Source organism: Micromonospora sp. NBC_00858, assembly GCF_045207365.1.
Classification (GTDB): Bacteria; Actinomycetota; Actinomycetes; order Mycobacteriales; family Micromonosporaceae; genus Micromonospora.
Map to the genome: position 1 here is coordinate 6,985,487 of NZ_CP108828.1, position 21,929 is coordinate 7,007,415.

The 21,929-nt window shown below is 71.7% G+C and carries 16 protein-coding genes and 1 pseudogene; 3 read left to right on the plus strand and 14 right to left on the minus strand.

Annotation, left to right across the window (positions count from 1 at the left end; all coding sequences use genetic code 11):
• Positions 1 to 21 precede the first annotated feature (21 nt).
• The 5 genes from OG990_RS32570 to OG990_RS32590 all read right to left on the minus strand — a co-directional run bounded on the left by OG990_RS32570 (position 22) and on the right by OG990_RS32590 (position 7,573).
• Positions 22 to 951 carry a hypothetical protein gene (locus OG990_RS32570; RefSeq protein ID WP_406078194.1) on the minus strand — a complete coding sequence of 310 codons (930 nt, stop codon included), beginning with the start codon at positions 949 to 951 and terminating at the stop codon, positions 22 to 24.
• Positions 952 to 968: 17 nt separating this feature from the next.
• Entirely contained in the window at positions 969 to 1,538 is a 570-nt protein-coding gene (locus tag OG990_RS32575; protein ID WP_406078195.1) for an RNA polymerase sigma factor, read from the minus strand.
• Between the two features lie 142 nt (positions 1,539 to 1,680).
• A complete protein-coding gene (locus OG990_RS32580) occupies positions 1,681 to 4,959 on the minus strand; it encodes a lamin tail domain-containing protein (RefSeq protein WP_406078196.1) in 3,279 nt (1,092 codons plus the stop codon).
• Between the two features lie 91 nt (positions 4,960 to 5,050).
• The gene (locus tag OG990_RS32585) at positions 5,051 to 6,067 is read right to left on the minus strand and encodes a GNAT family N-acetyltransferase (protein ID WP_386988523.1); all 1,017 of its coding nucleotides are present in this window, start codon (positions 6,065 to 6,067) and stop codon (positions 5,051 to 5,053) included.
• 72 nt (positions 6,068 to 6,139) lie between these two features.
• Positions 6,140 to 7,573 (minus strand): lytic murein transglycosylase, encoded by a 1,434-nt coding sequence (locus OG990_RS32590; RefSeq protein ID WP_406078197.1) that lies wholly within the window; start codon positions 7,571 to 7,573, stop codon positions 6,140 to 6,142.
• 55 nt (positions 7,574 to 7,628) lie between these two features.
• Between OG990_RS32590 and OG990_RS32595 the strand changes: the two genes are divergently transcribed.
• Together OG990_RS32595 and OG990_RS32600 are read left to right on the plus strand one after the other, a co-directional pair.
• A complete protein-coding gene (locus OG990_RS32595) occupies positions 7,629 to 7,850 on the plus strand; it encodes a zinc ribbon domain-containing protein (RefSeq protein ID WP_328420736.1) in 222 nt (73 codons plus the stop codon).
• Between the two features lie 152 nt (positions 7,851 to 8,002).
• Positions 8,003 to 10,843, plus strand: coding sequence for an ATP-binding protein (locus OG990_RS32600; protein ID WP_406078198.1), 2,841 nt, complete (start codon positions 8,003 to 8,005; stop codon positions 10,841 to 10,843).
• A 68-nt stretch (positions 10,844 to 10,911) separates the two neighbouring features.
• Here the strand turns inward: OG990_RS32600 and OG990_RS32605 are convergent, their stop codons facing one another.
• The 7 genes from OG990_RS32605 to OG990_RS32635 all read right to left on the minus strand — a co-directional run bounded on the left by OG990_RS32605 (position 10,912) and on the right by OG990_RS32635 (position 19,322).
• A complete protein-coding gene (locus tag OG990_RS32605; RefSeq protein ID WP_328420733.1) occupies positions 10,912 to 11,451 on the minus strand; it encodes a phospholipase in 540 nt (179 codons plus the stop codon).
• A gap of 186 nt (positions 11,452 to 11,637) precedes the next feature.
• Positions 11,638 to 13,299: a glycoside hydrolase family 10 protein gene (locus tag OG990_RS32610; protein ID WP_406078200.1), complete on the minus strand. Its 1,662-nt coding sequence runs from the start codon at positions 13,297 to 13,299 to the stop codon at positions 11,638 to 11,640.
• A 258-nt stretch (positions 13,300 to 13,557) separates the two neighbouring features.
• Positions 13,558 to 14,580, minus strand: coding sequence for a glycoside hydrolase family 43 protein (locus OG990_RS32615; protein ID WP_406078201.1), 1,023 nt, complete (start codon positions 14,578 to 14,580; stop codon positions 13,558 to 13,560).
• Positions 14,577 to 15,434, minus strand: a complete 858-nt coding sequence (locus tag OG990_RS32620; RefSeq protein ID WP_328420727.1) for a carbohydrate ABC transporter permease — start codon at positions 15,432 to 15,434, stop codon at positions 14,577 to 14,579. The genes OG990_RS32615 and OG990_RS32620 overlap by 4 nt, the downstream gene beginning before the upstream one ends.
• A 10-nt stretch (positions 15,435 to 15,444) precedes the next feature.
• A complete protein-coding gene (locus tag OG990_RS32625; RefSeq protein ID WP_328420725.1) occupies positions 15,445 to 16,410 on the minus strand; it encodes a sugar ABC transporter permease in 966 nt (321 codons plus the stop codon).
• Between the two features lie 6 nt (positions 16,411 to 16,416).
• Positions 16,417 to 17,748, minus strand: coding sequence for an ABC transporter substrate-binding protein (locus tag OG990_RS32630; protein ID WP_386987990.1), 1,332 nt, complete (start codon positions 17,746 to 17,748; stop codon positions 16,417 to 16,419).
• 59 nt (positions 17,749 to 17,807) lie between these two features.
• Complete coding sequence (locus OG990_RS32635; protein WP_386987987.1) at positions 17,808 to 19,322, minus strand: alpha-N-arabinofuranosidase; 1,515 nt, start codon at positions 19,320 to 19,322, stop codon at positions 17,808 to 17,810.
• Positions 19,323 to 19,467: 145 nt separating this feature from the next.
• Here OG990_RS32635 and OG990_RS32640 point away from each other — a divergent pair, with 145 nt between their 5' ends.
• Positions 19,468 to 20,475 carry a LacI family DNA-binding transcriptional regulator gene (locus OG990_RS32640; protein WP_355601509.1) on the plus strand — a complete coding sequence of 336 codons (1,008 nt, stop codon included), beginning with the start codon at positions 19,468 to 19,470 and terminating at the stop codon, positions 20,473 to 20,475.
• 37 nt (positions 20,476 to 20,512) lie between these two features.
• Here the strand turns inward: OG990_RS32640 and OG990_RS32645 are convergent, their stop codons facing one another.
• Positions 20,513 to 21,238: a methyltransferase domain-containing protein gene (locus tag OG990_RS32645; protein ID WP_406078202.1), complete on the minus strand. Its 726-nt coding sequence runs from the start codon at positions 21,236 to 21,238 to the stop codon at positions 20,513 to 20,515.
• Positions 21,239 to 21,646: 408 nt separating this feature from the next.
• Positions 21,647 to 21,892 (minus strand): annotated as a pseudogene (locus tag OG990_RS32650) (hypothetical protein); the annotation flags it as partial.
• Positions 21,893 to 21,929: the final 37 nt, after the last annotated feature.

Below are 21,929 nucleotides of genomic sequence, written 5' to 3' on the forward strand. Positions count from 1 at the left end.
GTTGCGGGAGAGTGCCGACGGTCAGGGCAACTGCCCCAACCGGTCGACGACGGCCATCCGGGTGACGGCGGTACTCGTGTAGAGCGACTCCTTGCCGTCCCGTACCAGAACGTCGCGGGTGCCGAGGTAGGCGTGGGTCTCCCGGTCGAAGATCAGGTCGATGTGTGCGCCGATCACGCCCGGAGTCCGCAGCGCCACCCCCCGCCGGCCGGCGGCGTCCCGCACCTCGCCGGGCATCACCCTGGCCCCCGGCACCTGGGTCATCGCCTGGAACAGCGCGCCGAGCGACTGCGGCGGCAGGTGGCCCTGGAGCATCCAGCTCCCCTGGGTGAAGGGCAGCTGGGGATCGTTCCTGATCGCCTCCAGGTCGGCGCCGGCGGGCAGCGGTACGGGAAACGGCTGGTCCCGCAGGTATCGGACCATCTGCACCGGGTCGGTCGGCAGATCCTGGTAGTAGCCGGGTGGCGGAGCCAGGTGCGAGACGTCGTCGGTCCGCCACTGCTCCGGGTGGCTCTCCGGCCGCCGCCGCTGCTGCCAGGTCGAGCTGTCGCCGACCGGCACCCAGCGCTGGAGCCGCTCCTCGATGTACGGCCCGGCAGCCGGCAACTCCCGCTGGGTGAGTCGCAGTTCGATGAAGAGGAACTGGCCCGGGTGCGCCACCAGGTCCGGCTGCTGCCGAGCCGTCACCGCGGCCTCGGTCAGGATCTCGGCCGCGCTCGCCGTCGGTGGAGCGTCGCCCAACGTCTGGGCCATCAGCCCACCGACGGTCAGCAGGGCGACCAGCCCACCGACGCCGGCCAGGCGCCAGCCCGGCGCGCGCCACCGTACGCCCCGGCGCGTCGTGCGGACGGCGGTCGGGGCCGCGTCGGCGGCCCGGGTGCTGACGTGTTCCTTCAACTCGGCGAGAAGTCGTTCCTCGAAGTTGCCCTGTGGCGATCGGGTGTGGGTCATGGTGATCTTTCCTCCGATCAGACGAGCGCGGATTCGGAATGCGCGAGCGCGAGGCGTACCGCCCGGCGGGCCCGGTGCACACGGACCCGGGCGGCGACCGGGGACATCCCGAGCGCGGCGGCCGCGTCCGCCATGGACAGGCCGTCGACGGCGACCAGCTCCAGTAGGGCGCGGGTGCGCTCCGGTAGGCCGCGGAGGGCCTGATAGGTGCGGCGGGCCAGCGATTCCGCGTCGATGCGCTCCTCGATCCGGGCGATGTCGTCGGCATCCAGCAGCCGTCGTCCCGCGGCGCGACCGCTGGCCCGCAGGTGTCGGGTCACCCGGCGGTGTTCGGCCGCGATGACGTTGCGGGCCACGCCGAAGAGCCAGGCCAGCTCGCTGCCCCGCTCCGGCCGGTAACCCGCCGCGGAGTCGATCACCGCCAGGAACACCTCGGCGGTGAGGTCCGCCGCGGTGTGTGGATCGTCGACCCGGCGGGCGACGAACCGGCCGATCGTCTCGACGTGCCGGCGGTAGAACTCCTCGAACGCCGCCGGGTCCGTACCGATGGCGGCGAGATCGTCCCCGCCCGGGCTTGGGTCACTCACAGGCCGTCCTCTCGTTGGCCGTCGTTGCACCCCTTCATTGGCTCGGCGGGGGCGCCACGTTACATCCGCGAGCGGTACGGAAACGGCCCGCCGCCCCGGGCAGGTACCCGGGGCGGCGGGCCGTCGTCGGCCTGATCCAGGATCAGTCGTCGTTGGTGATGGTGCCGACCGCCAGCGGGTCGCTCAGTCGCAACCCGGGCACGCCCGCCACCAGCAGCGTCAGCTTCTCGTCCGACTCCCGCTTCCGGTCACCGCGCACGGTCACCGGGAGGGTCAGCGAGGTCTGCCCGGCGGCCAGGGTCCGGCAGCCGACGTACGGGTCGAAGTCCGAGCCGGCCTGCGCCGTGAGACCAACGGTGGCGGCGCAGAGCAGCACCGGCTGGGACAGCGGCCGGGACACGGTGGCGGTGAAGGCGAGCTGCCGAGTGCCCTGGTTGCCCTCGACCACCGTCGCGTCGGCGACGGTCAGCGACGCCCGGGACCGGAATCGGGCCACCTGCGGGTCGTGGTCGCTGGAACCGCGCGACCCGTCGCCGGTGAACTCCGCAGGCCAGTCGGCGTTGATGTGCGCCGCCCGCACCTGCACCAGGTCGCCGTAGAGCGCGTCGTTGACGAACAGGTGGTCGAGCGTCTGCGCCTGCCCCTCGAAGCTGTACGAGTAGGCGGAGGCCGGCACGTCCGCGACCAGGTTGTCCCACAGGTTGTGCAGGCCCGCCTGATAGAGCGGGGCGAGCTGGTCCGACGGGATGGGCTGGCTGCCGGTGGCGATCGGGTCGTCCGGGCGGGGGAAGACGTTCAGGTCCCCGCCGTAGACCACCCGAGCGTTCTGGTCGGACGCCTCGATCGCGGTGACGATCGCCGCGCCGTACGCCGCCTGCTCCCGACGCTGCCCGATCCGGCTGTCCGGGCCGGACGAGTAGTGGTTGCTGAGCGCGTACAGGGTGTACCGCTCGGACGAACCGGGCGTCGCGGCCACGCTGAACTTGCCCAGCTGGGGAGCACGGGTGAAGACGTTGTTGCCGTCCCGGCCGGTGGACGTGTCCACGTCGGACGGCAGCACCGCGTTGAGTGCCTTCGGGTTCTGCACGTCGGCGTTGGCCGGCAGCCCCGGGGCGCGGTACTGGACGGTCGGCGCGGAGCCCAGCAACGGGTCGCCCGCCGCCGCGGCCGCCAGCGACAACCGGTCGGTGCGGTACAGGAACGCGGCGGTGATACCGCGGGCGTCCGCGCCGGTCCGGTCATAGGCGGCGGCGTACGACGGCCCGCCGGCAGCCGCCACCGCGACCGCCAGCTCCTGGATGCTGTCCGGCGCACCGTCGGCGTTGTTCGTGTCGCCGCAGGCCAGCGCCGCCCCGGACACCGTGCAGATGTCCTGGTCCTCGGCCTCCTGCACCAGGATCAGGTCCGGCGCGTGCAGGTCTTTGACGATCTGGTCAGCGAGTGCCGTGAGGTGCTCGCGGTAGTCCGCCTCGCTGCTCGGCACGTAGTCGAACGGCGGGTCGACGCCCGGGCAGCCGGCGTTACCGGCGAAGTCGCAGCCGTCGAACGGGTCGTCCCGGTAGTCGTACAGGTTCTCCACGTTGTAGGTGGCGACCGCCACCTCCTGCGACCGGTCGGCCGGCTTGGGCGGGTTGTTCTTCGACGGGTCGGCCCCGGCGTCGAACTCCGCCCGCTCGACCTGGACGCCGTACTTCTCGAACGAGTAGTAGACCCCGCCCACCGCGTCCGCGCGCAGCGTGTCGAAGGTGTGTGCCGGCGGGAGCAGCGCGGTGCTGTCCCCGGCGGTGGCCTTCACGCCCATGCTGCCGAGCAGCACCCGCTGGCCGTTGCCGTCGTCGAAGTGGCGGGTCGGGTCGTTGTCCAGCGGGTGGGAGTCCCGGAACACCCGCCGGGCGTACGGGTCGGCACGGTCCAGCAGCGGGTCGTCGCGGTCGACCACCCACAGCTCCGCGTCGGCGGTGGAGGCGAAGACGTCCCGGCCGCTCACCGCGCCGCTGCCCGCCCGCACCCGCAGCCGGGTGCCCTCCTGTCGCTCCCAGTAGCGCTGCGCGTCGGTCAGTTCGACCGGCGGCGCCGCGTCGGCCACCGCGACTGCGGTGCCCACGTCCAGGCCGGAGGCGATCCGGCGGACCAGCGAGGCGCCGGAGAGCTGGGTGAGGTTGAAGTACTCCGACACTCGGGCGCGGAGCACCACCTCGTCGCCGACCGTCGGGACGTAACCGCCGATCAGCGAGGTGAACGTTCCCATGAACACGAAGATGCCGTCGGAGCTGGTCGGGTCGCCGTCGGTGTCGCCGGTGCGGCTCTGCAGGAAGAACCCGTGCTGCTCCGCCCCGGCCGAGGTGCGGGCCAGGGTCAACTGGGTGATCACGCCGCGTACGTCGTACAGCGTGCTGCTGGTGCCGTTGCCGCTCGCCGGTGCGAGCGGCGACCGGTCGGTCGCGCCGGACTCGGCGTCGGTGGTGGTGCCCTGCACCTCGCCGACGGTCAGCTCCCGGGTCACCTGCACGACCAGGGCGCAGCTGGCGGAGCCGCCGCCCGCGTCGGTCGCGGTGACGGTGACGGTGTACGCCCCGGCGGCGAGGTCGGCGCTCGCACCGATCGTGGCGCGGGCGGTGCCGCCCAGCCCGTCGGCCGGGGTGAGCGCGGTGCGGGCGATCGAGCCGGTGGCCGGGGTCGGGCTGACCTGGGTCACCGCCAGGTCGACGATCGTGTCGTCGGGGTCGGTGGCGGTCACCTCGCGGGTCGCCGCCGTGCCCGCAGCGGTGACCAGCGGCCCGCCGCAGGTCAGCGTGGCCGGCGTGTCGACCGGCCCACCACCGTCCACCGTGTGCGTGCCGAGCCCGTCGAAGGTGTCGACCGGGAAGCCGGCCCACTGCGCCGCAGGGTCGAACGCGTCCGACGGGTCCGTGTCGCCGGCGGTCACCGTGGGCAGCCGACGCAGCGTGTTGTCCGCGGTGCTGGTGGCCCCCGCGCCCCACTCGGTGCCCGGGTCCACGCCCACCTGGCCGATCGAGTCGAGCACAGTGGTGCCCCGGCGCAGCACGAGCGCGTCGTCGCCGTTGAACAGGCTCGCCCCGGTGGTCTGGTCGGCCTGGGCGATGATCGCGGGGCCGGCCGAGGCGCTGGCGAACACGAACGCGTCGCCGGCGGCCACCGTCCCGGTGAGCGCGATGGTGGTGGCCGTGCTGGAGCCGTTGAAGAAGAGCTGGAGCTGGTAGCCGCCGGCGGTGAGGTCGACGGCGGCGTCGGTGCCGTTGAACAACTCGATCGCCTTGTTGTTCGACGAACCTTCGACGTACTCCGAGATGAACAGGTCGGTGGGCGCGGCGCTTGCCGCGGTGGGTGCGACGCCGACTGCCGTGATGGTCACGGCGGCGGTGGCGGTCGCGAGCGCGGCGATTGTGCGGCGCGGGCGCATAGGGCCTCCACGATGGGTGGACGAGTCAACGCACGTTAAGGTGCGCAGCTGTCCACCGTCCATCCCCCATTGGACAGTTTCGTGAGTTCCTTCAGCGTGGCGGATCGAGGCGGTGCACCAGCTCAGCGATGTCGACGCTGTATTCGCACCAGTCCCGGTCGGGCCGGTAGCCCAACTCCGCGTTGACCTTGAGCATCGCCTCGTTGGCCTGTGCGTTCCAGGTCTGCACCTCGGCCAGCTCCGCCTCGGCGGAGCGCAGCTCCAGCAGCATCCGGGCCTTGATCGCCCGGTCGATGCCGTAGCCGCGGTGGTCCTGCGCCACGATCGTGTCGTACTGGTCGGCGCGGGTCGGGTGCTGTGCCGGCACCACCACCTCGGTCAGGCCGGCCACCTCACCGCTCTGCTCGTGCCGGGCCAGCACGATGTACGGCTTCATGCCACGCCGGTGCAGGGTGTCCAGGCTGTCCCGCAGCCGCTGCGGGTCGTAGGAGCTGGGCCGCAGCTCACCGTCGTCGACGTCGCGCACCTCGGCCTTGGCCCGCGCGTACGCCTCAATCAGGTCGTCCGGCGGCCCGCCGGGGAAGAACTCCAGGTGGTAGCCCGCCCCGATGCCGGTGGCCATCTCGGCCAACTCGGCCCAGTCAACCGTGGCCAGGTCGAGCACGCTGCGCGTCTCCACGTACTCACGGGTGAAGCCGAGTGCCTCGTAGAAGGCCACCGCCGGCGTGTCGCCGACCACCTCGACCCCGATCGACCGGAAGCCCTCCTGGTAGACCCGGCGGGCGGCACGCAGCACCAGGTCACGGCCGAGCCCGGCGCGCCGCACGGACGGGTGCACCAGCACCTCGAGCACGCCGATGTCACCGAGGAGCAGCACGTGGACCTGCCCGAGGATCGCGCCCGGCTCACCGGGGACGGTCGACTCGCCCTGGGCGACCCAGGAGATCCGCCGTTCGCCGGGCATCACCTCGGCGAGGTATTCCCGCAGGGAACTCTCCCGCCACGGCGGGTCCTGTGGTAGATCGACCGCCAGGACTGCGTTCAGCGTGTCCACCAGCGACCCGATCTCGGCGGACGACGCGGTCCTGGGGTCCCACTCGCGCACCATCACCCGTCTAGCTTGCCGCTAAGCGCTGCCCGGGGGAAGTGTCCAGTTCTACAATGTATGTGAACGATCACTTCACGTGCGGCTGGCCCGTCCGTACCGATTTGCGGTGTCGTAGACGTCCTGGGCGTACCGGCGCACGTCGTTGTACGACAGGATGGCGTTCCACCAGTCGCCCGGGATGCTCAGGTTGCGGCCGCCCTTGCACAGGTAGTTTCCCGCCGCCAGGGCGGCGTCGTCCAGGTCGTGCGGGTCCTTGACCCCGTCGTTGTCCGCGTCCGCGCCGATCTCCTGCCAGGTGGTCGGGATGAACTGCATCGGCCCGATCGCCCGGTCGAAGGTGGCGTCCTTGTCGAGCAGCCCGCGGTCGGTGTCGATGATCCGCATCCGGCCGTCCTGCCCGTCCAGCCGCAGACCGATGATCTGCGGCAGCGCCTTGCCGTCCTGCCCCAGTCTCGCGCCGTTGGCCGAGCCGTGCCCGGACTCGACCTGCCCGATCGCGGCCAGCGTGGTCCAGCTCAGCGCGCAGCTGCGGTTGGTCTGGGCGAGCACCAGCTCGGCATAGCCGTACGCCTGCATCGCCGCTGGTGGGACGCCCACCTTGGCGCCGACCTGCTGCGCCCAGCCGGCCAGGGCGTCCGAGGGCCGCCCACCGGTCACCGGCCCGATGGCCGGTCCGGTCGGCAGCCCACCGGTCGGGAGTGGCCCGGTCGGCAGCGGGCCGGTCGGGAACGCGCCGGTGGGGAGCGGGTCGGTGGGCAGGGGTACCCCGCCGGACGGCATGGCCGGCGGAACGTTCGCGGAGGCGTCGACCGCAACCGGCCGGGGAGCGCGGATGGTGGCCGGGACGAGCAGTGCGCCGGCCGCGGCGGTCGCGGCCACCAGGGCGAGCAGGAAGACCCCGGGCAGGGTGAGCCGGCCGCTGGGGCGGCGCGCCCAGGCGCGGGTCGCCCGGGCTGCGGTCGCCGCCGCCTGGCGCGGCGGCATGCGGACCGCGTGCGCGAACGGCATCCGCCGCCGCCGGCCGGTGCCGGACGTCGGCGCGCTGGCGCTCGCAGTGGCCGTGGCCGTGGCGGTGGCAGTGGTGCTGGCGGTGGTGTCCACGGTGGTCGCCGTTGGGTCCGCCGCAGCGGCGTCGGTCGACGTCGCGGCCTTCGGATCGGCCGGCGTCTCGGCACTCGGCCCGGCCGGGGAAACCGCGGTCGATTCGGTGGCCGGGGTCAGTGCTGTCGTACCGGCGGCAGGAGGTTCGGTCTTGGGTGTCTCGGCGGCGGGCGGTTCGGTCTGCGGGGCCTCGGCGGCGGGGGTTTCCGTCTTCGGGACCTCGGCGGCGGGGGCCGCTGGCGGCGTGGGGGTGCCTGCGGCCCGGCCACTCAGCCAGGGGCTACGGGGGCGGGGCACGGCTCGTGGCACCGGATCCGGCGCGGCTCCCGACCCTTCGAGCGGGCCATCGAGCGGCGCTGCCGGCCGTAGCGGTCGTACACGCGTCTGGTCCTCGCCGTCCACCACCCGTCGAGTATCACCCATGCCCCGCCGGGAGTCAGGCCCACGTACCCTGGGTTCCATGCCCAGGTACGAGTTCCGCTGCCGCGCCTGCGGCGACACCTTCGAGGTCAACCGTCCAATGGCGGCGGCCGGTGCGCCGGCCGCCTGCCCGCAGGGACACGCCGACACGGTCAAGTTGCTTTCCGCGGTCGCGGTGACCGGCCGGGGCGCGGGCGGCCCGGGCGGCGGCACCGCGGCTCCCGCCGGGGGCGGCTGTTGCGGCGGTGCCTGCGGCTGCTGATCCGGTCGATTCATGGCCGCCTGGTGGGCCACCCTTGCCGGGAGCGGGTCCGAGTGGCACCTTGAGGCGGCACCTGCCCGGCCGTTCTCACGATGCGTGATTGGTCGGATTCAGGCAGCATGAACCCGACGTCACGGGCGGAGGTTCCACGCATGTCGCCACGGATCCAGCTCCCGAGCGGTTGGGTGACCTTCGTGTTCACCGACATCGAGGGCTCGACCCGGCTGGCCCAGCTGCTCGGCCCGGGTTACCGCCCAGTGCTCGCCGAACACCGACGTCTGCTGCGCCGGACGCTGGCCAGCACCGGTGGCGCGGAGCTGTTGACCGAGGGCGACTCGTTCTTCCTGGCCTTCGATGACGCGGCGGCGGCGTTGACCGCCTGTCTGACCGCTCAGCGGGCTCTGGCGAGCCACGACTGGCCCACTGAGGAGTCCGCGCCCCGGGTGCGGATGGGGCTGCACACCGGCTACGCCGAGCCACGCGACGGGGAGTACGCCAGCCCCGAGGTGCACCGGGCGGCCCGGGTGGCCGCCGCCGCGCACGGCGGGCAGGTGCTCTGTTCGGCGTCCACCGTCCGCCGGGCCGATCCGCTGCCACCCGGTGCCACCCTGCTCGACCTGGGCCTGCACCGGTTGCGCGGCTTCGACGACCGGGAACGGCTGTTCCAACTGGTCGCGCCCGGTCTGGAGCGGCAGTTCCCGCGGCCCCGTACCGCCGACGCCGTGGCACACAACCTGCCGACCCAGGTGACCTCGTTCGTTGGCCGACAGGCCGAGCGGGCGGAGCTGAGCCGGCTGGTGGAGGAGTACCGGTTGGTCACCGTGCTGGGCGCCGGCGGTGCGGGCAAGACCCGGCTCGCGGTGGAGCTGGCCAGTGGGGTGGTCGAGGCGTACCCGGACGGGGTCTGGTTCGTCGACATCGCCGCGGTGACCGACCCGGGGTTGGTGGCGTTCGCCATGGCCGCGGTGCTGGGGCTGCGACCCGAGCCGGGCCGACCGATGCTGGACACCCTGGTCGAGTACGCCGCCGCGCGCCGGATGCTGGTCGTGCTGGACACCTGCGACACCCAGCCGGCGGCCTGCGCGGAGGTCATCTCGCGGTTGCTCTCCGGTGGGCACGGCGTGCGGGTGCTGGCCACCAGCCGGGAGTCGTTCAGCCTGCCTGGCGAGGTGGTGTGGCGGATCCCGCCGCTCTCGGTCGAACCGAGCCCGGACGGCGCGGAGAGCGACGCGGTGGCGCTGTTGCTGGACCGTACGATGGCGGCGCGCGGTGGCCGGCAGCCGGACCCCGCTGAGTCGGCTGATCTGCGCCGGGTGGTGCAGCGGCTGGACGGGCTGCCGCTCGCCATCGAGCTTGCCGCCGCGCGGCTGCGGGTGCTCTCCGTCGGCCAGCTCGCCGAGCGGCTGGACGACATGCTCGGCACGCTGGACGCCGGCCGGGAGGACCCGGAGCCACCGCCGGTGGAGCGCGGCTGGTCGGGCAACCAGCAGGACACCGTGGACCTGGTGGCCGCGGCGGTCGGGGTGCCGCCGCCCAGCCCGGCGAGCAGGGCGGTGCAGCGCTCGGCCACCGAGCGGCACCTGACCATGCAGGCCACCGTCACCTGGTCGTACCGGACGTTGGGGCCCCGGGCCGCCCGGCTGCTGCGCTGGCTGGCGGTCTTCGCCGGGCCGGTGGACCTGGCGACAGTGGAGTGGCTGCTGGGGGATGACCCGCTGGATCCGCTCTCGGTGCTGGTGGACAAGTCGATGGTGCTGGCCGAGCCTCGTGCCGCCGGCAGCACGTACCGGATGCTCGACCCCATCCGGGCGTACGCCGCGCGGCGGCTGGTCGCGGCGGGCGAGGAGCACGCCGCCCGGAACCGGCATGTGGCCTGGTCGGCGCACGCGCTCGAGCGGGCTCGCCTGGGCCCGGACGGTGGGCCGGTGACGCTGTCGCTGTACGCGCTCGACCCACTGGCCGGGGAGCTGCGGGCCGCGTTGCGCTGGTGCGCCACCGGCGGCAGCGCCCGCGCGGGCCTCGGTCTGGCCGGCGGCCTGGACCAGTGGTGGCGCGAGCGTGGGCTGGCCCGGGAGTGTCGGCTCTGGCTGTTCCGGTTGTACGGGCGGATCGCCGAGACCGGCGAGCGGATCCCGGAGGCGGAGCTGGCGGCGGCGTACCACATGCACTCGCTGCACGCCGGCGCGGACGGCGAGTTCGCCGAGGAGCTGCGTTACTCCCAGAGGGCGGAGGCGGCCGCGCGGCAGGCCGGTGACGCCGGGCTGCTGGCCCGGGTGCTCGCCGGGCGGGCCGCGCCGCTGGTCGACATGGGCCAGTTCGTCGAGGCCGAGCGGGTGTGCCGGGAGGTCATCGACTGGGCGCACGGGCAGGACGTGGTCGGCGAGGCGCTGTTCGCGGTGTTCAGCCTGGCCGAGCTGCTCTGGCGGCGGGGCGCGCTGGAGGAGGCGGCGGACCTGTTGGGGGCGGTTCGTCCGGTGGAGGCGGCCCGGCCGGTGGAGCGGGGTCGGCGGTCGGTGGACATGCTGCTCGGCATGGTGGCGCTGGCGCGGGGCGACGTGATCGCCGCGCACGAGCACCTGCTGGTGGCGCTGCGCTCCCGGATGGGTCACGGCTACCACGGCCGGGCGTGCGACACGCTGAACGCGATCGCGGTGCGCTGCGCGGCTGGCGGGGACGGGCTGACCGCGGCCCGGTTGTTCGGAGCGGCGCAGGCCACCCGGGCCAGCATGCGAGCCACGCCGGGCATCTACGGCGGCTACTGGGCCGACGAGCAGGCGAAGCTGCGTGAAGTGCTGGGCGACGCGGCCTTCGACGACGCGTACGGCGAAGGCGCCGAGCTGGGGTTGGACGAGGCTGCGGCGCTGGCGCTGGACGTGGAACACCCGGACCTGGCGGCGGATTCGACCCGGTTCAGCACCGGGCTGTCCCAGCCCGCACCGCGTCGTCTCGTCGACCCGGACCGGCACCCGGCCACCCGGACCGAGCGGGCCTGAGCGGTTGGGCGTGGGCCGCGCCGCCGGGGGAGGTCCCCAGCGACGCGACCCTCCGTCGGGTGCCGGTGTCAGGCGCGTACGCCTGCGCGGCGCTCGGCGTCGGCCTTCATCCGGGCGGCCCGGTCGATGTCGGCCTGCTGCACGGCCGCCACCGAACCGAAGATGCTGACCGCCTGGTAGTAGGTCCAGGCCAGGCTGTTGCAGGCCGGTCGGACGATCGCGTTGTAGGTGGCGCAGACGCGCTTCAGGTCCTGGTAGAAGGCGCTGTCCAGACGGGACTTGTTGGCCGAGAACTGGCCGACGGCCTTGTAGTTGCGGTAGCCGAAGTCGTGCCGGTAGCAGCCGAGGTTGAAGGTGAACCCGAGGGGGTTGTCCGGGCTCGACGAGCAGTAGTCGGTGGACCAGTCGAAGGCGTACTCGGCCCAGGGTGCCCGGTTGGTCCGGGCGTTGTTCCAGGAGTTGTAGCTGGAGGCGCTGGTCTGGGTCCAGCTGGAGAGCACGGAGAGCCGCTGTTGGGGGGTGACGGCGGCGGCGGGGGAGGCGACGGCGAGGGTGGCGAGCAGCGCGAGCGCGCCCGAGGCGATCAGGGTGGCGAGACGTCGGGGCACGGGTTACCTCCGCGGGGGTGAGCGGGTGGGACGGAAGTTACCGGCGGGTTACCGGATGTCGATCAGTCTCGATTAACTGATCAACCTGTCGGTATATGTCGCGCCACCTATTGGTGACATACGTTGAAACAGACGAATGCCCCGGGTGCGCGGTGGCACCCGGGGCATCCGGCGAGGGTCGTACGGTCAGCGCAGAACGAAGGCCGGCGGGCTGACCGGGCTCTCGTTGGCCGACCGGTCCAGCGCGGTCACCTGGTAGGTGTACCGCTGCCCGGCCTCCGCCGAGGTGTCCACCCAGGACTGCTTTCCACCGGGCGTCGCCCGGACCGTGTCGACCAGGTGCGCGGCGTCCGCGGTCCCGCACCGACCGGGCAGCGTGGTGCCGTCGAACCGGTAGATCGCGTACGAGGTGGCGGTGCCGAACGGTCCGACGCCGTCGGCCGGTTGGTGCCAGGTCAGCCGAACCCCGTCGGCCTCCCGGGCGGCCTTGGTGACCACCGGGAAGAGCAGGGGCTTGGCCGGCAGGTGCGACATGGCTGGCACCAGCGCCGGGCGGGAGTAGTGCTCGGCGGCGTAGATGTCCGTGGCGCCGAGCCGGTTGGCCCGCACCTGGACGGCGGAGAAGTGCACGTTGCCCTGCACCTCCGGGTACGCCCGGTTGAGCGTCAGGTGGTCGGACAGCTCGCTCGGGTTCTGCCAGAACGGCCCGAACGCCGGGTCGCCGCTCTTGTAGTCGGCCTGGCCGATGTAGAGCTGCACGCGGGTGCCACGCACCGTCTCGGCCCACCACGGGACCAGCCGGGCGTAGTCGGCCGCCGGGTACTGGCCGATGTACCAGTAGAGCTGCGGCACCACGTAGTCGATCCACTCCTCCTTGACCCACTTACGGGTGTCGGCGGAGATGATGTCGTACGACTGACTGCCGGTGGTGTCCGAGCCGAGCGGGTCGGCGGCCTTGTTGCGCCAGATGCCGAACGGGCTGACCCCGAACTTCACCCACGGCTTCGCCGCCTTGATCTTGCCGTTCATCTCCTGGACCAGCAGGTTGATGTTGTCCCGCCGCCAGTCGGCCCGGTCCGTGAAGCCCCTGTTGTACGCCGCGAACGTGGCGTCGTCCGGCACCTGGTGGGTGCCGCTCGGGTACGGGTAGAAGTAGTCGTCGAAGTGCACGCCGTCGATGTCGTACCGCTTGACCGCGTCCATCATCGCGGTCTGTACGAACTCGCGGACCTCCGGAATGCCGGGGTTGTAGTAGAGGCGGCTGCCGGCCACCCCGGCCGGTGGATAGGCGAAGGTCCAGTCCGGGTGCTGCCGGGCCGGGTGGTCGGGGGCGAGCTGGTTGATGTCGGCGCCGGCGCCACCGGGGGCCGGCATGGAGACCCGGTACGGGTTGAACCAGGCGTGGAACTCCAGGTTGCGCTTGTGCGCCTCGTCGACCAGGAAGGCCAGCGGGTCCCAGCCCGGGTCCTGGCCGCGTACGCCGGTCAGGAACTCCGACCAGGGCTCGTGCGGCGAGGGCCAGAGCGCGTCCGCGGTCGGCCGGACCTGCACCACGACGGCGTTGTGGTTGAGTCGTTCGGCGAGATCGAGCAGGCCGCGGTACTCGGCCTGCTGGGCGGCGATCCGGTCCGGGTCGGTCTGGGACGCCTTGCTGGGCCAGTCGATGTTGACCACCGAAGAAATCCACATGGCCCGGAACTGCCGCTTGGGGGTGGCCGGGTCGGTGGTGCAGGTGGCTGAGGTGGTGGCGGTGTCGGCGCCGGGCGCGGCGCTGGCGGGGGTGGCGGCGACGAGCGTGCCGAGCAGGGCTGCGACCAGCCCGGCGGCTCCGAGCCGAGTTGCCTTCATGCGGTGTGTCCCTTCGTTGGGGCTCCCGGGTGTTCAGCGCGGCACTTCCGGCAAGATTCGCCGCAGGCTATCTGCCGCTGGAAGGAAATTTTCACACTCGGGTCGTTACCGCAAGAGTTCGCACCCGGTCGATTCGATGGAGGCCAGCTCAGGCGGTTGACAGTTCTCGCCGCTGGGTGGCGAAACCCGATCGCCGACAGCTGATCCGGGATGTGCGGAAGGGCCCCCTGCGGTCGCAAGGGGCCCTTCCCTTCCACGTCAGGGGCGGGGCTGGGGTTCGCCCGTCGGGCCCTTGACGACCGGCTTGCCGTCGGCCCAGGTCACCTCGTCGAGCCAGACCTGGCGGCCCGGGTCGGTGCTGCCCTCCTGGCCGGGCGGCCAGGCGTGGTACAGCAGCCAGGTCCGGCCGTCCTTGACCACCATCGAGGCGTGGCCGGGGCCGGAGGCAACCTCGTTGGTCTTCAGAATCGGGTTCTCGGCGGCCTTCACGCACGGACCGCTCGGGCTCTCGCAGACCGCGTAGCCCTCGGCGTACTCGGCCCGGTCGTAGGCGTTGGCGGCGAAGAAGAGATGCAGCCGACCGTCCTGGCGGTGGAAGAACGGCCCCTCGATCAGGGTGCCCTCCCACGGCTCGGTCTGCTTGAGCAGCTTCGTCGGCTCACCGAGAAGGGTCAGGCCGTCCTCGGCGAGGCGCTGGGACCAGAGCCAGGTGTCCACCCCGATGGCGTTGCCGTCGTTCTTCCACAGCAGCCACAGGCTGCCGTCGGTGTCCCGGAACGGGCTGGCGTCGATCGCCCCGCCCAGTTCGGCCTGGCAGATCAGCGGGCCGGTCGAGTCGTCCCGGTACGGCCCCTGCGGCGCGCTGGCCACCGCCCGCCCGACGCACTGCCGCCCGGACTCCCGGCCCGCGACGGTGTAGTAGAGCAGGAACTTTTCCGGTGCCAGCTGGATCGCCTCCGGGGCCCAGGTCCTGCCGGCGTCGGCCCAGTCCGGCAGCGCCGGCAGGGCGTCCCCGGCCTCGGTCCAGGCGACCAGGTCGGGGGAGGTGAGCACCGGGACGTTGCGGCCCCCCGAGTTGGTGTGGAACAGGTACCAGGTGTCGCCCACCTGGATCGCGTGCGGATCCGGGGCGTCGGTGCGTACGACCGGGTTGGTGAACATGCTGGGGTCGCTCCCGCTGCTCGTGGGGGTGGGTTCGCTGCCGTCGGCGCAGCCCGCGACGAGCAACGCGGCGGCGATGATCGCCGCCGCGCCGCGTCGCCGGGTGGTTACCCGGGTCATCCCTTCAGACCGCTGCGGGAGACACCCTGGATGATGTGCCGCTGGGCCAGCACGAAGAGGATCAGCACCGGCAGGCTCGCCAGCACCGCCCCCGCCATGATCACCGGGTAGTCGGTGACGTACGAGCCCTGGAGCAGGCCCAGGCCCGGCGGCAGAGTGAGCTTCTCCGGGCTGAACAGCACGAAGATCGGCCAGAGGAAGTCGTTCCAGTTGGTGAGGAACGACAGCACGGCCAGGGTGGCCAGCGCCGGCTTGGACAGCGGCAGCACCACCCGGAAGAAGATCTGCCACTGGTTGGCGCCGTCCAGCGTGGCGGCCTCCTCCAGCTCGTTGGGGAGCGAGAGGAAGAACTGCCGCAGGAAGAAGACGCCGAACGCGCTGGCCGCGCCGGGCACCACCACCACGGCGAGGGTGTCGATCCAGTCGAGCTGGTCGACGATCAGGAAGTTCGGGATGATCAGCGAGGTCGGCGGGATGAACAGCGTCCCGACGATCAGCGCGAAGCTCACCCCGCGCCCTCGGAACCGCAGCCGGGCCAGCGCGTACGCGGCCATCGAGGCGGTCACCAGCACCAGCAGCGAGTGCAGCGTGGCGGCCAGCATGCTGTTGAGGAACCACCGCAGCACCGGGTTCGCCGAGTTGTTGAGGATCTGCTCGTAGCCGTAACCGGCGAGCGGGTTCGGCAGCCAGCTCGGCGGGATCTGCTGGGCGGCGGTGTACGTCTTCAGCGAGGTGATGACCATCCACACCAGCGGCATCAGGAAGATCAGGGCCAGCGCTACCAGGGTGGCGTAGAGCACGACCCGGCGCAGCGCGGTGGCCGAACCGCGGGTGGTCGGCGTGGGCGTCGTCATGGCGGTCCCCTCAGTCTTCCTTGTAGCGGAAGAGGCGGAAGTTGGCGATGCTCACGACGGCCAGCATCAGGGCGAACACGATGCTCATCGCGGCTGCCCGGCCGGCGTCGTTGTCCCGCAGGCCCTCCTCGACGATGAACCAGACCACCGTGCGCGTCTCCGTGCCGGGTGCTCCCTGGGTGATCAGGAACGACTGGCCGAACATGTTCGCCGAGGCGAGCACGGTCGTGGTGATCACGAACAGCAGCACCGGGCGCAGCCCGGGCAGGGTGACGTTGCGGAACCGCTGCCAGGCGTTGGCGCCATCCATCCGGGCCGCCTCGTACAGCTCCGGCGAGATGTCCTGCAGGCCGGCCAGGTAGATCACCGCGTTGAACCCGGAGGTCCACCAGACGGTCACGCCGACGAGTGAGATCCACGCCCACGGCATGTTGGTCACCCAGGGGGTGTCCGCCGGCAGCCCGACCACGCCGAGGAGCCGGTTGACCAGGCCCAGGTTGGCGTCGAGCAGGAACCGCCAGAGCAGGCCGATCACGGCCACACCCAGCACGTACGGCGCGAAGTAGATCGCCCGGAAGAAGGTCCGGCCCGGGAAGGAGCGGTTCAGCAGCAGCGCCAGCCCGAGCGGTACGACCACGAGCAGCGGCACCGACAGCACCGTGAAGATCGCGGTGGCTCGGACGCTCTCCCACCAGTCGCCGTAGACGGCGGAGTCGCTGGAGAAGAGCTCCTTGTAGTTGTCCAACCCGACGAACGGCCGATTGGGCAGCTGGAAGTCCCACTGGTGCACGCTGAGCCACAGGCCCAGGATGATCGGCAGCAGGCCGAACACCCCGAACAGGATCAGGTAGGGGGCGAGGAACAGATACGGCGTCGCCCGTCCGGTCCGGCCCGCCGAGGCGCCCCGGCGGGGAGTCTTGGCCGCCGAGGGCGGCGCGTCATCGCGCGCCGCCCCGACCTCGATCACGTCCGCCACGGGTTATCAGCTCCCGTACTTCTTGCGGTTGTCCTCGAGCTGCTTGTTGGCCTTGGCCACCCCGTCGTCGAGCGCCTGCTTGGGCGACTTCTTACCCAACGCGGCCTCGTTGAAGGAGTTGTAGAAGGTGGTGATGACCTCGCCCAGACCCGGCGCCGCCGGCGGGAAGGCCGCGTACTCCAGCTCGGGGGCGAGCACGGAGATCTCCGGCAGGGCCTTGAACTCGGCGCTCTCGCGGACCGCCTTGCGGGCCGGCACCTGACCGCCCTTGGCCCAGTCCAGCGAGTGCTGGCTCAGCCAGTTGATGAAGACCTTCGACCCGGCGACCTTGTTGGCGTCGTTGGCCCGCTGCTTCACGATGGTGAAGTTGTGCGAGTTGGCCCAGGCCGCCTGCTTGCTGCCGATCTGGGGCAGGGGGGCGACGCCCCACTGCACCTCGGGGCTCTTCTTCAGATCGTTGATCTGCCAGATGCCGTTCCAGGTGAAGGCGTTCTTGCCGCTCTTGAACGCCAGGTACTCGGCGTCCTGGCCGACGTTGGCCGGCGAGTGGCCCTGCTTGATCATGTCGACCAGCCAGGTGCACGCCTCGACCGCCGGGTCGGAGTTGAAGGTGGCCTTGGCCACGTCCGCGTCGAAGAGCGTGCCGCCCCACTGGTTGAGCAGGGAGTAGAAGGTCATGCCGCCGGTGAACTGGAACGGGCTGACCCAGAAGCCCTGGACGCCGGCCTTCTTCAGCTCGACCAGCGCCGCCGTGAAGTCGTCCTTGGTGGTCGGCGGCTTGTTCGGGTCCAGGCCGGCCTTCTGCATGACGGACTTGTTGTAGTAGAAGCCCAGCGGGTGCATGTCCAGCGGGATGCCGTACCGCTTGTTGTTGTAGAGCCCGCCCTTCCACACCGTCGGGGCAAAGTCCCCCTCGGAGAGCTCCAGGTTCTTGGCCACGTCGTCCAGCTCGGTGATCACGCCGCGGGCGGCGAAGGTGGCGAGCTGGTCCATGTGCATGACCGCGATGTCCGGGCCGTTGCCGCTGGAGGCCGCACCGGGGAGCTTGTTGTAGTAGTCCTCCCACTGGTAGGTGGCCACCGAGACGGCGATGTTCTGGTGCTCGGTGTTGAACTGGTTCACCAGCGTCTTGAAGATGTCGCCGTCGCCGCCGGTGAAGCCGTTCCACAGCTTCAGGTCAACCTTGGGACCGGTGTACTCCTTGCCGCCGTTGCCGGCCGCCGGCCCGGAGGTGCTGTCATCGCCGCCGCCGCAGCCGGCGAGGGTCAGCGAGGCCGCGGCACCGAGTCCGAGACCGAGGCCGAGCAGGCGGCGCCGGCTCATGTCGTTCTGGATCATGCTGGTATCTCCTTGGAGGGGGACGGAATGAATTGTGCCTGGTCAAACCCGGTGCGACTTCAGGCGCTGGTCGGGCCGAAGCGCAGCACGCTCCAGGACACGGCGGGCAGGCGCACGGTGCACCGGCCGCCGTCGGGGGTGGGGGTGGGCATTTCCCGGGGCGTCACCCGATCGGGCTCGGCCTCGGTGTTCATCGCCGACGGGTCAGATCCGGCAGCGAGGCTCAGGAAGGACAAACCGGACAGTCCCGGCAGGCCGCGCAGGTCGATCTCCAGGGGGAGATCCTCCTCGCCACGGTTGACCGCGAAGACGGTCAGCTCACCGGTCTCCTCGTCGTGCACGGCGACCGTGTCGAGCACCGGCACGTCCCCGTACTTCTTCGTGTCGTAGCGCGGCGACACCGGCTCGGTGCGCAGCACGGTGCCGCGGGCGTACCGGGCGGTCAGCGCGAACGGGTGGAAGATGCTCTGCCGCCAGGCCGGGCCGCCGTTGCGGGTGCGGATCGGCGCGATCACGTTGGCCAACTGGGCCTGGGCGGCCACCCCGACCCGGTCCGCGTGCCGGAGCAGGGTGATCAGCAGGTCGCCGACGACCACCGCGTCGACCGCGGTGAAGTCGTCCTCGATCAGCGCCGGGGCTTCGACCCAGCCGCGCCGGTCCAGGTCGGCCTGGAGTCGGGACTCGTACCAGACGTTCCACTCGTCGAAGGAGATCTTCAGCTTGCGCTTGTGCCGCTGCTTGGCGGCCACGTGGTCGGCGGTCGCGACGACCTCGGTGATGAAGTTGTCCATGTCGACGGCCGAGGCCAGGATGCTGGCCCGGTCGCCGTCGGACGGGTCGTAGTAGGTGTGCGCCGAGATGTAGTCGACGTGCTCGTAGGTGTGCTCCAGCACGGTCGCCTCCCACGCGGCGAACGTGGGCATCCGCCGGTTGGAGCTGCCGCAGGCGATCAGGCTGATCGACGGGTCGATCATCTTCATGGCGCGGGCGGCCTCGGCGGCGAGCCGGCCGTACTCGTCGGCGGTCTTGTGGCCGACCTGCCACGGGCCGTCCATCTCGTTGCCCAGGCACCACAGCCGCACCCCGTACGGGTCCTCCGCGCCATGCTTGCGCCGCAGGTCGGACAGCTCGGTGCCGCCTGGGTGGTTGGCATACTCCAGCAGGTCCAGCGCCTCCCGGACGCCGCGGGTGCCGAGGTTGACCGCCATCATCGGCTCGACACCGGCCTCGGCGGCCCAGGTCATGAACTCGTCCAGCCCGAACGCGTTGGTCTCGATCGTTTTCCAGGCCAGGTCGAGCCGGCGCGGCCGGTCGCCGACCGGGCCCACCCCGTCCTCCCAGCGGTAGCCGGAGACGAAGTTGCCACCCGGGTAGCGCACCACCGAGACGCCCAGCTCCCGGGTGAGCTCCAGCACGTCACGGCGGAGGCCGCGGGAGTCGGCGCTCGGGTGGCCGGGCTCGTAGATTCCGCCGTAGACGCACCGCCCCATGTGCTCGACGAAGGAGCCGAAGAGACGTCGGTCGGCCGGGCCGATCGCGAAGGCCGGGTCGATCGTCAGCTGCGCGGTCCGCAAGGGTGCCACCTTTCCTCATTGCCGGTGCCGGGTGACCGCAGTCACCGCCCACCCGGTATCAGTCGTTTCTACAACGTTGTAGGCAACGTTGTAAAGAGTTGATGTCGAGGTATGGTGCGCTGGGTTACCTCGGGGAGGTTGCGGCGTGCGAAACAGGCTGAAGGACGTGGCCGAACGGGCCGGCGTGTCGGTGAAGACGGTCTCCAACGTGGTCAACGGCTACGTGCACGTGCGGCCGGACACCCGCGCCCGGGTCGAGGAGGCGATCGCCGAGCTGAACTACCGGCCCAACCTCTCCGCCCGTCACCTGCGCAAGGGCCGCACGGGCGTGATCGCGCTGGCCGTGCCGGAACTGGACATTCCGTACTTCGCCGAGCTGGCCCGCCACGTCGTCACCGCAGCCGCCCAGTTCAGCTGGACCGTGCTGATCGACCAGACCGGAGGCCGGCGCGAGCAGGAACGCGTGGTGGCCTCCGGCATCACCGACCACCTGATCGACGGGTTGATCTTCAGCCCGTTGGCTCTGACCGCAGAGGACCTGACCGGCCTGGACGGCACGCCGATGGTGCTGCTCGGCGAGCGGGTCGACCACGGCCCGGCGGATCACGTGGTGATCGACAACGTCGGCGCGGCCCGGGAGATCACCGACCACCTGATCCAGCTCGGCCGGCGTCGGATCGCGGCCATCGGCTCGCAGCGCACGCCCGAGGGCGCCAGCGCCCGGCTGCGCCTGACCGGCTACGCCGACGCGTTGCGCGCCGCCGGCCTGGACTACGACGAGGCCCTGGTGGCGCCCGCGTCGGCCTGGCACCGCGCCGACGGCGCCGCCGCCATGCGCGGTCTACTCACCTCCGGGGTACGCCCCGACGCCGTCTTCTGCTTCAACGACACGCTCGCCCTGGGTGCCCTGCGCGCCCTGCACGAGGCCGGCCTGCGGGTGCCCGAGGATGTGGCGGTGGTCGGCTTCGACGACATCGAGGACGGCCGGTTCTCGATCCCCACTCTGACCACCGTCGCCCCCGACAAGGCGCAGATCGCCCGGCTCGCCGTCGAGTTGCTGGCCGAGCGCCTCGACGGCGACCGCTCCGCCCCTGCCCGCGAACTCTCCGCCCCCTATCGCCTGGAAATCCGCGAATCCACCCAGACCCCCTAACCGGTCGACCCGGTTGGGGCGGGCCGGGGTGGGTTGGTCAGTCGAAGAAGCGGGCCAGGTGGGACTGGGTTGCGGCGTCGGCGTCGGGGGGTAGCGGGGTGAGGTCGGCGAAGATCGAGGCACCGTCGCAGCCGGCGTGCAGCGGGTACCAGCGCGGGGTGCCCGGCGGCCGGAGTTGGCAGATTCCCTTGAACGTCTGCACGTCCATCAGTCGGACGTGGGTCGGGTCCGCCACCGCGTTCACATGCCCCCACCAGGGGCTCATCACGTGCAGTACGCCGCCCGGGCGGAGCACCCGGTGGCACTCGTCCACCAGCGGCAGGAAGTCGATCAGGTGCTCCAGGATGTGCACCGCGAAGAGGACGTCCACCGAGTTGTCGGCCAGCGGTAGCGAGCCGGAGAGGTCCGCCACGGCGTTGACCCCCGGCGCCGGGTAGATGTCCAGCCCCAGGTTGCCCGACCACTGCTTGGTCGGCCCGCAGCCGAGGTCCACCACCACCGGCTCCCGCCCGCCAACGCCGACCCGGCACCAGACGCCGTAGACCCCAGCCAGCCGCCCCACCAGGTCCCGGACCAGCCGCAGGTCGTCGGGCTCGGCCACCTCCCCGCTGAGATGGGCCACCCCCCGGTCGAACCGCACCTCGACTGCCAGACCACGCAGCCGGTCGTCGTGCCGGACCTGGTCCGCCCACGCCTGAGCGAGGAACTCGTCGATCGCCCGCAGCCGGTCGGCCGAGGGCGGAGTCTGTGCCAAAGCGACCATTCGGGTCACCTCCCGCCGCGCGATACCCGCATCCGCGCCCGGTATGCCCCGCTCGTCTACCGCGTCGGCGGGTCGGAGTGCCGTTGATCGGCGTGTCGCAGTCTTCGAGGCCAGGCCGCAGCGAGCGTGATACCTCAGAGTCACAAAAATGCCTCTGAGGTATCACGCTCAACTGTGACTGGTGCCCGGCCGAGCCGGAACCGCACATCCGGGCACGGCCGAGCCGGACCCGTAAGGCCGGGCATGGGCAGAGCCGGACCCGCACGGGCCGGGCACGGGCCGAGCGGGAACCGCAGGGCCGGACCGGGTCAGTACGCCGAGCGGTCGCAGTGGTCAGCCGGAGAGGGTGCGGCGGCCGGGCCGGCCGCCGCCGCGCATCCGCTGCCGGGGCGGCGCGGCGGCGGGCTTCGGCCGCTTGAGGTGGTAGCGGTGCAGCTCATGGTTGCCGGGCAGGGACGGGTCCTCGCTCATCGCGACCAGTTCCCAGCCCTGGTCGCCGGCCCGGTTCAGGTGGGCCAGCGCGGTGTCGCCGTACGGCGTCACGTCGACCATCGAGCCGTCCGGGCCGTACCAGACGAAGACGACTTCCCAGCCCAGGTCGTTGGTCGCCGCCTGGCGACGGCGGACCAGCAGTGCGTACTCCCACTTGAGCATGGCGTCATTGTCACCCCGCGGCGACGCGCCGGCACGG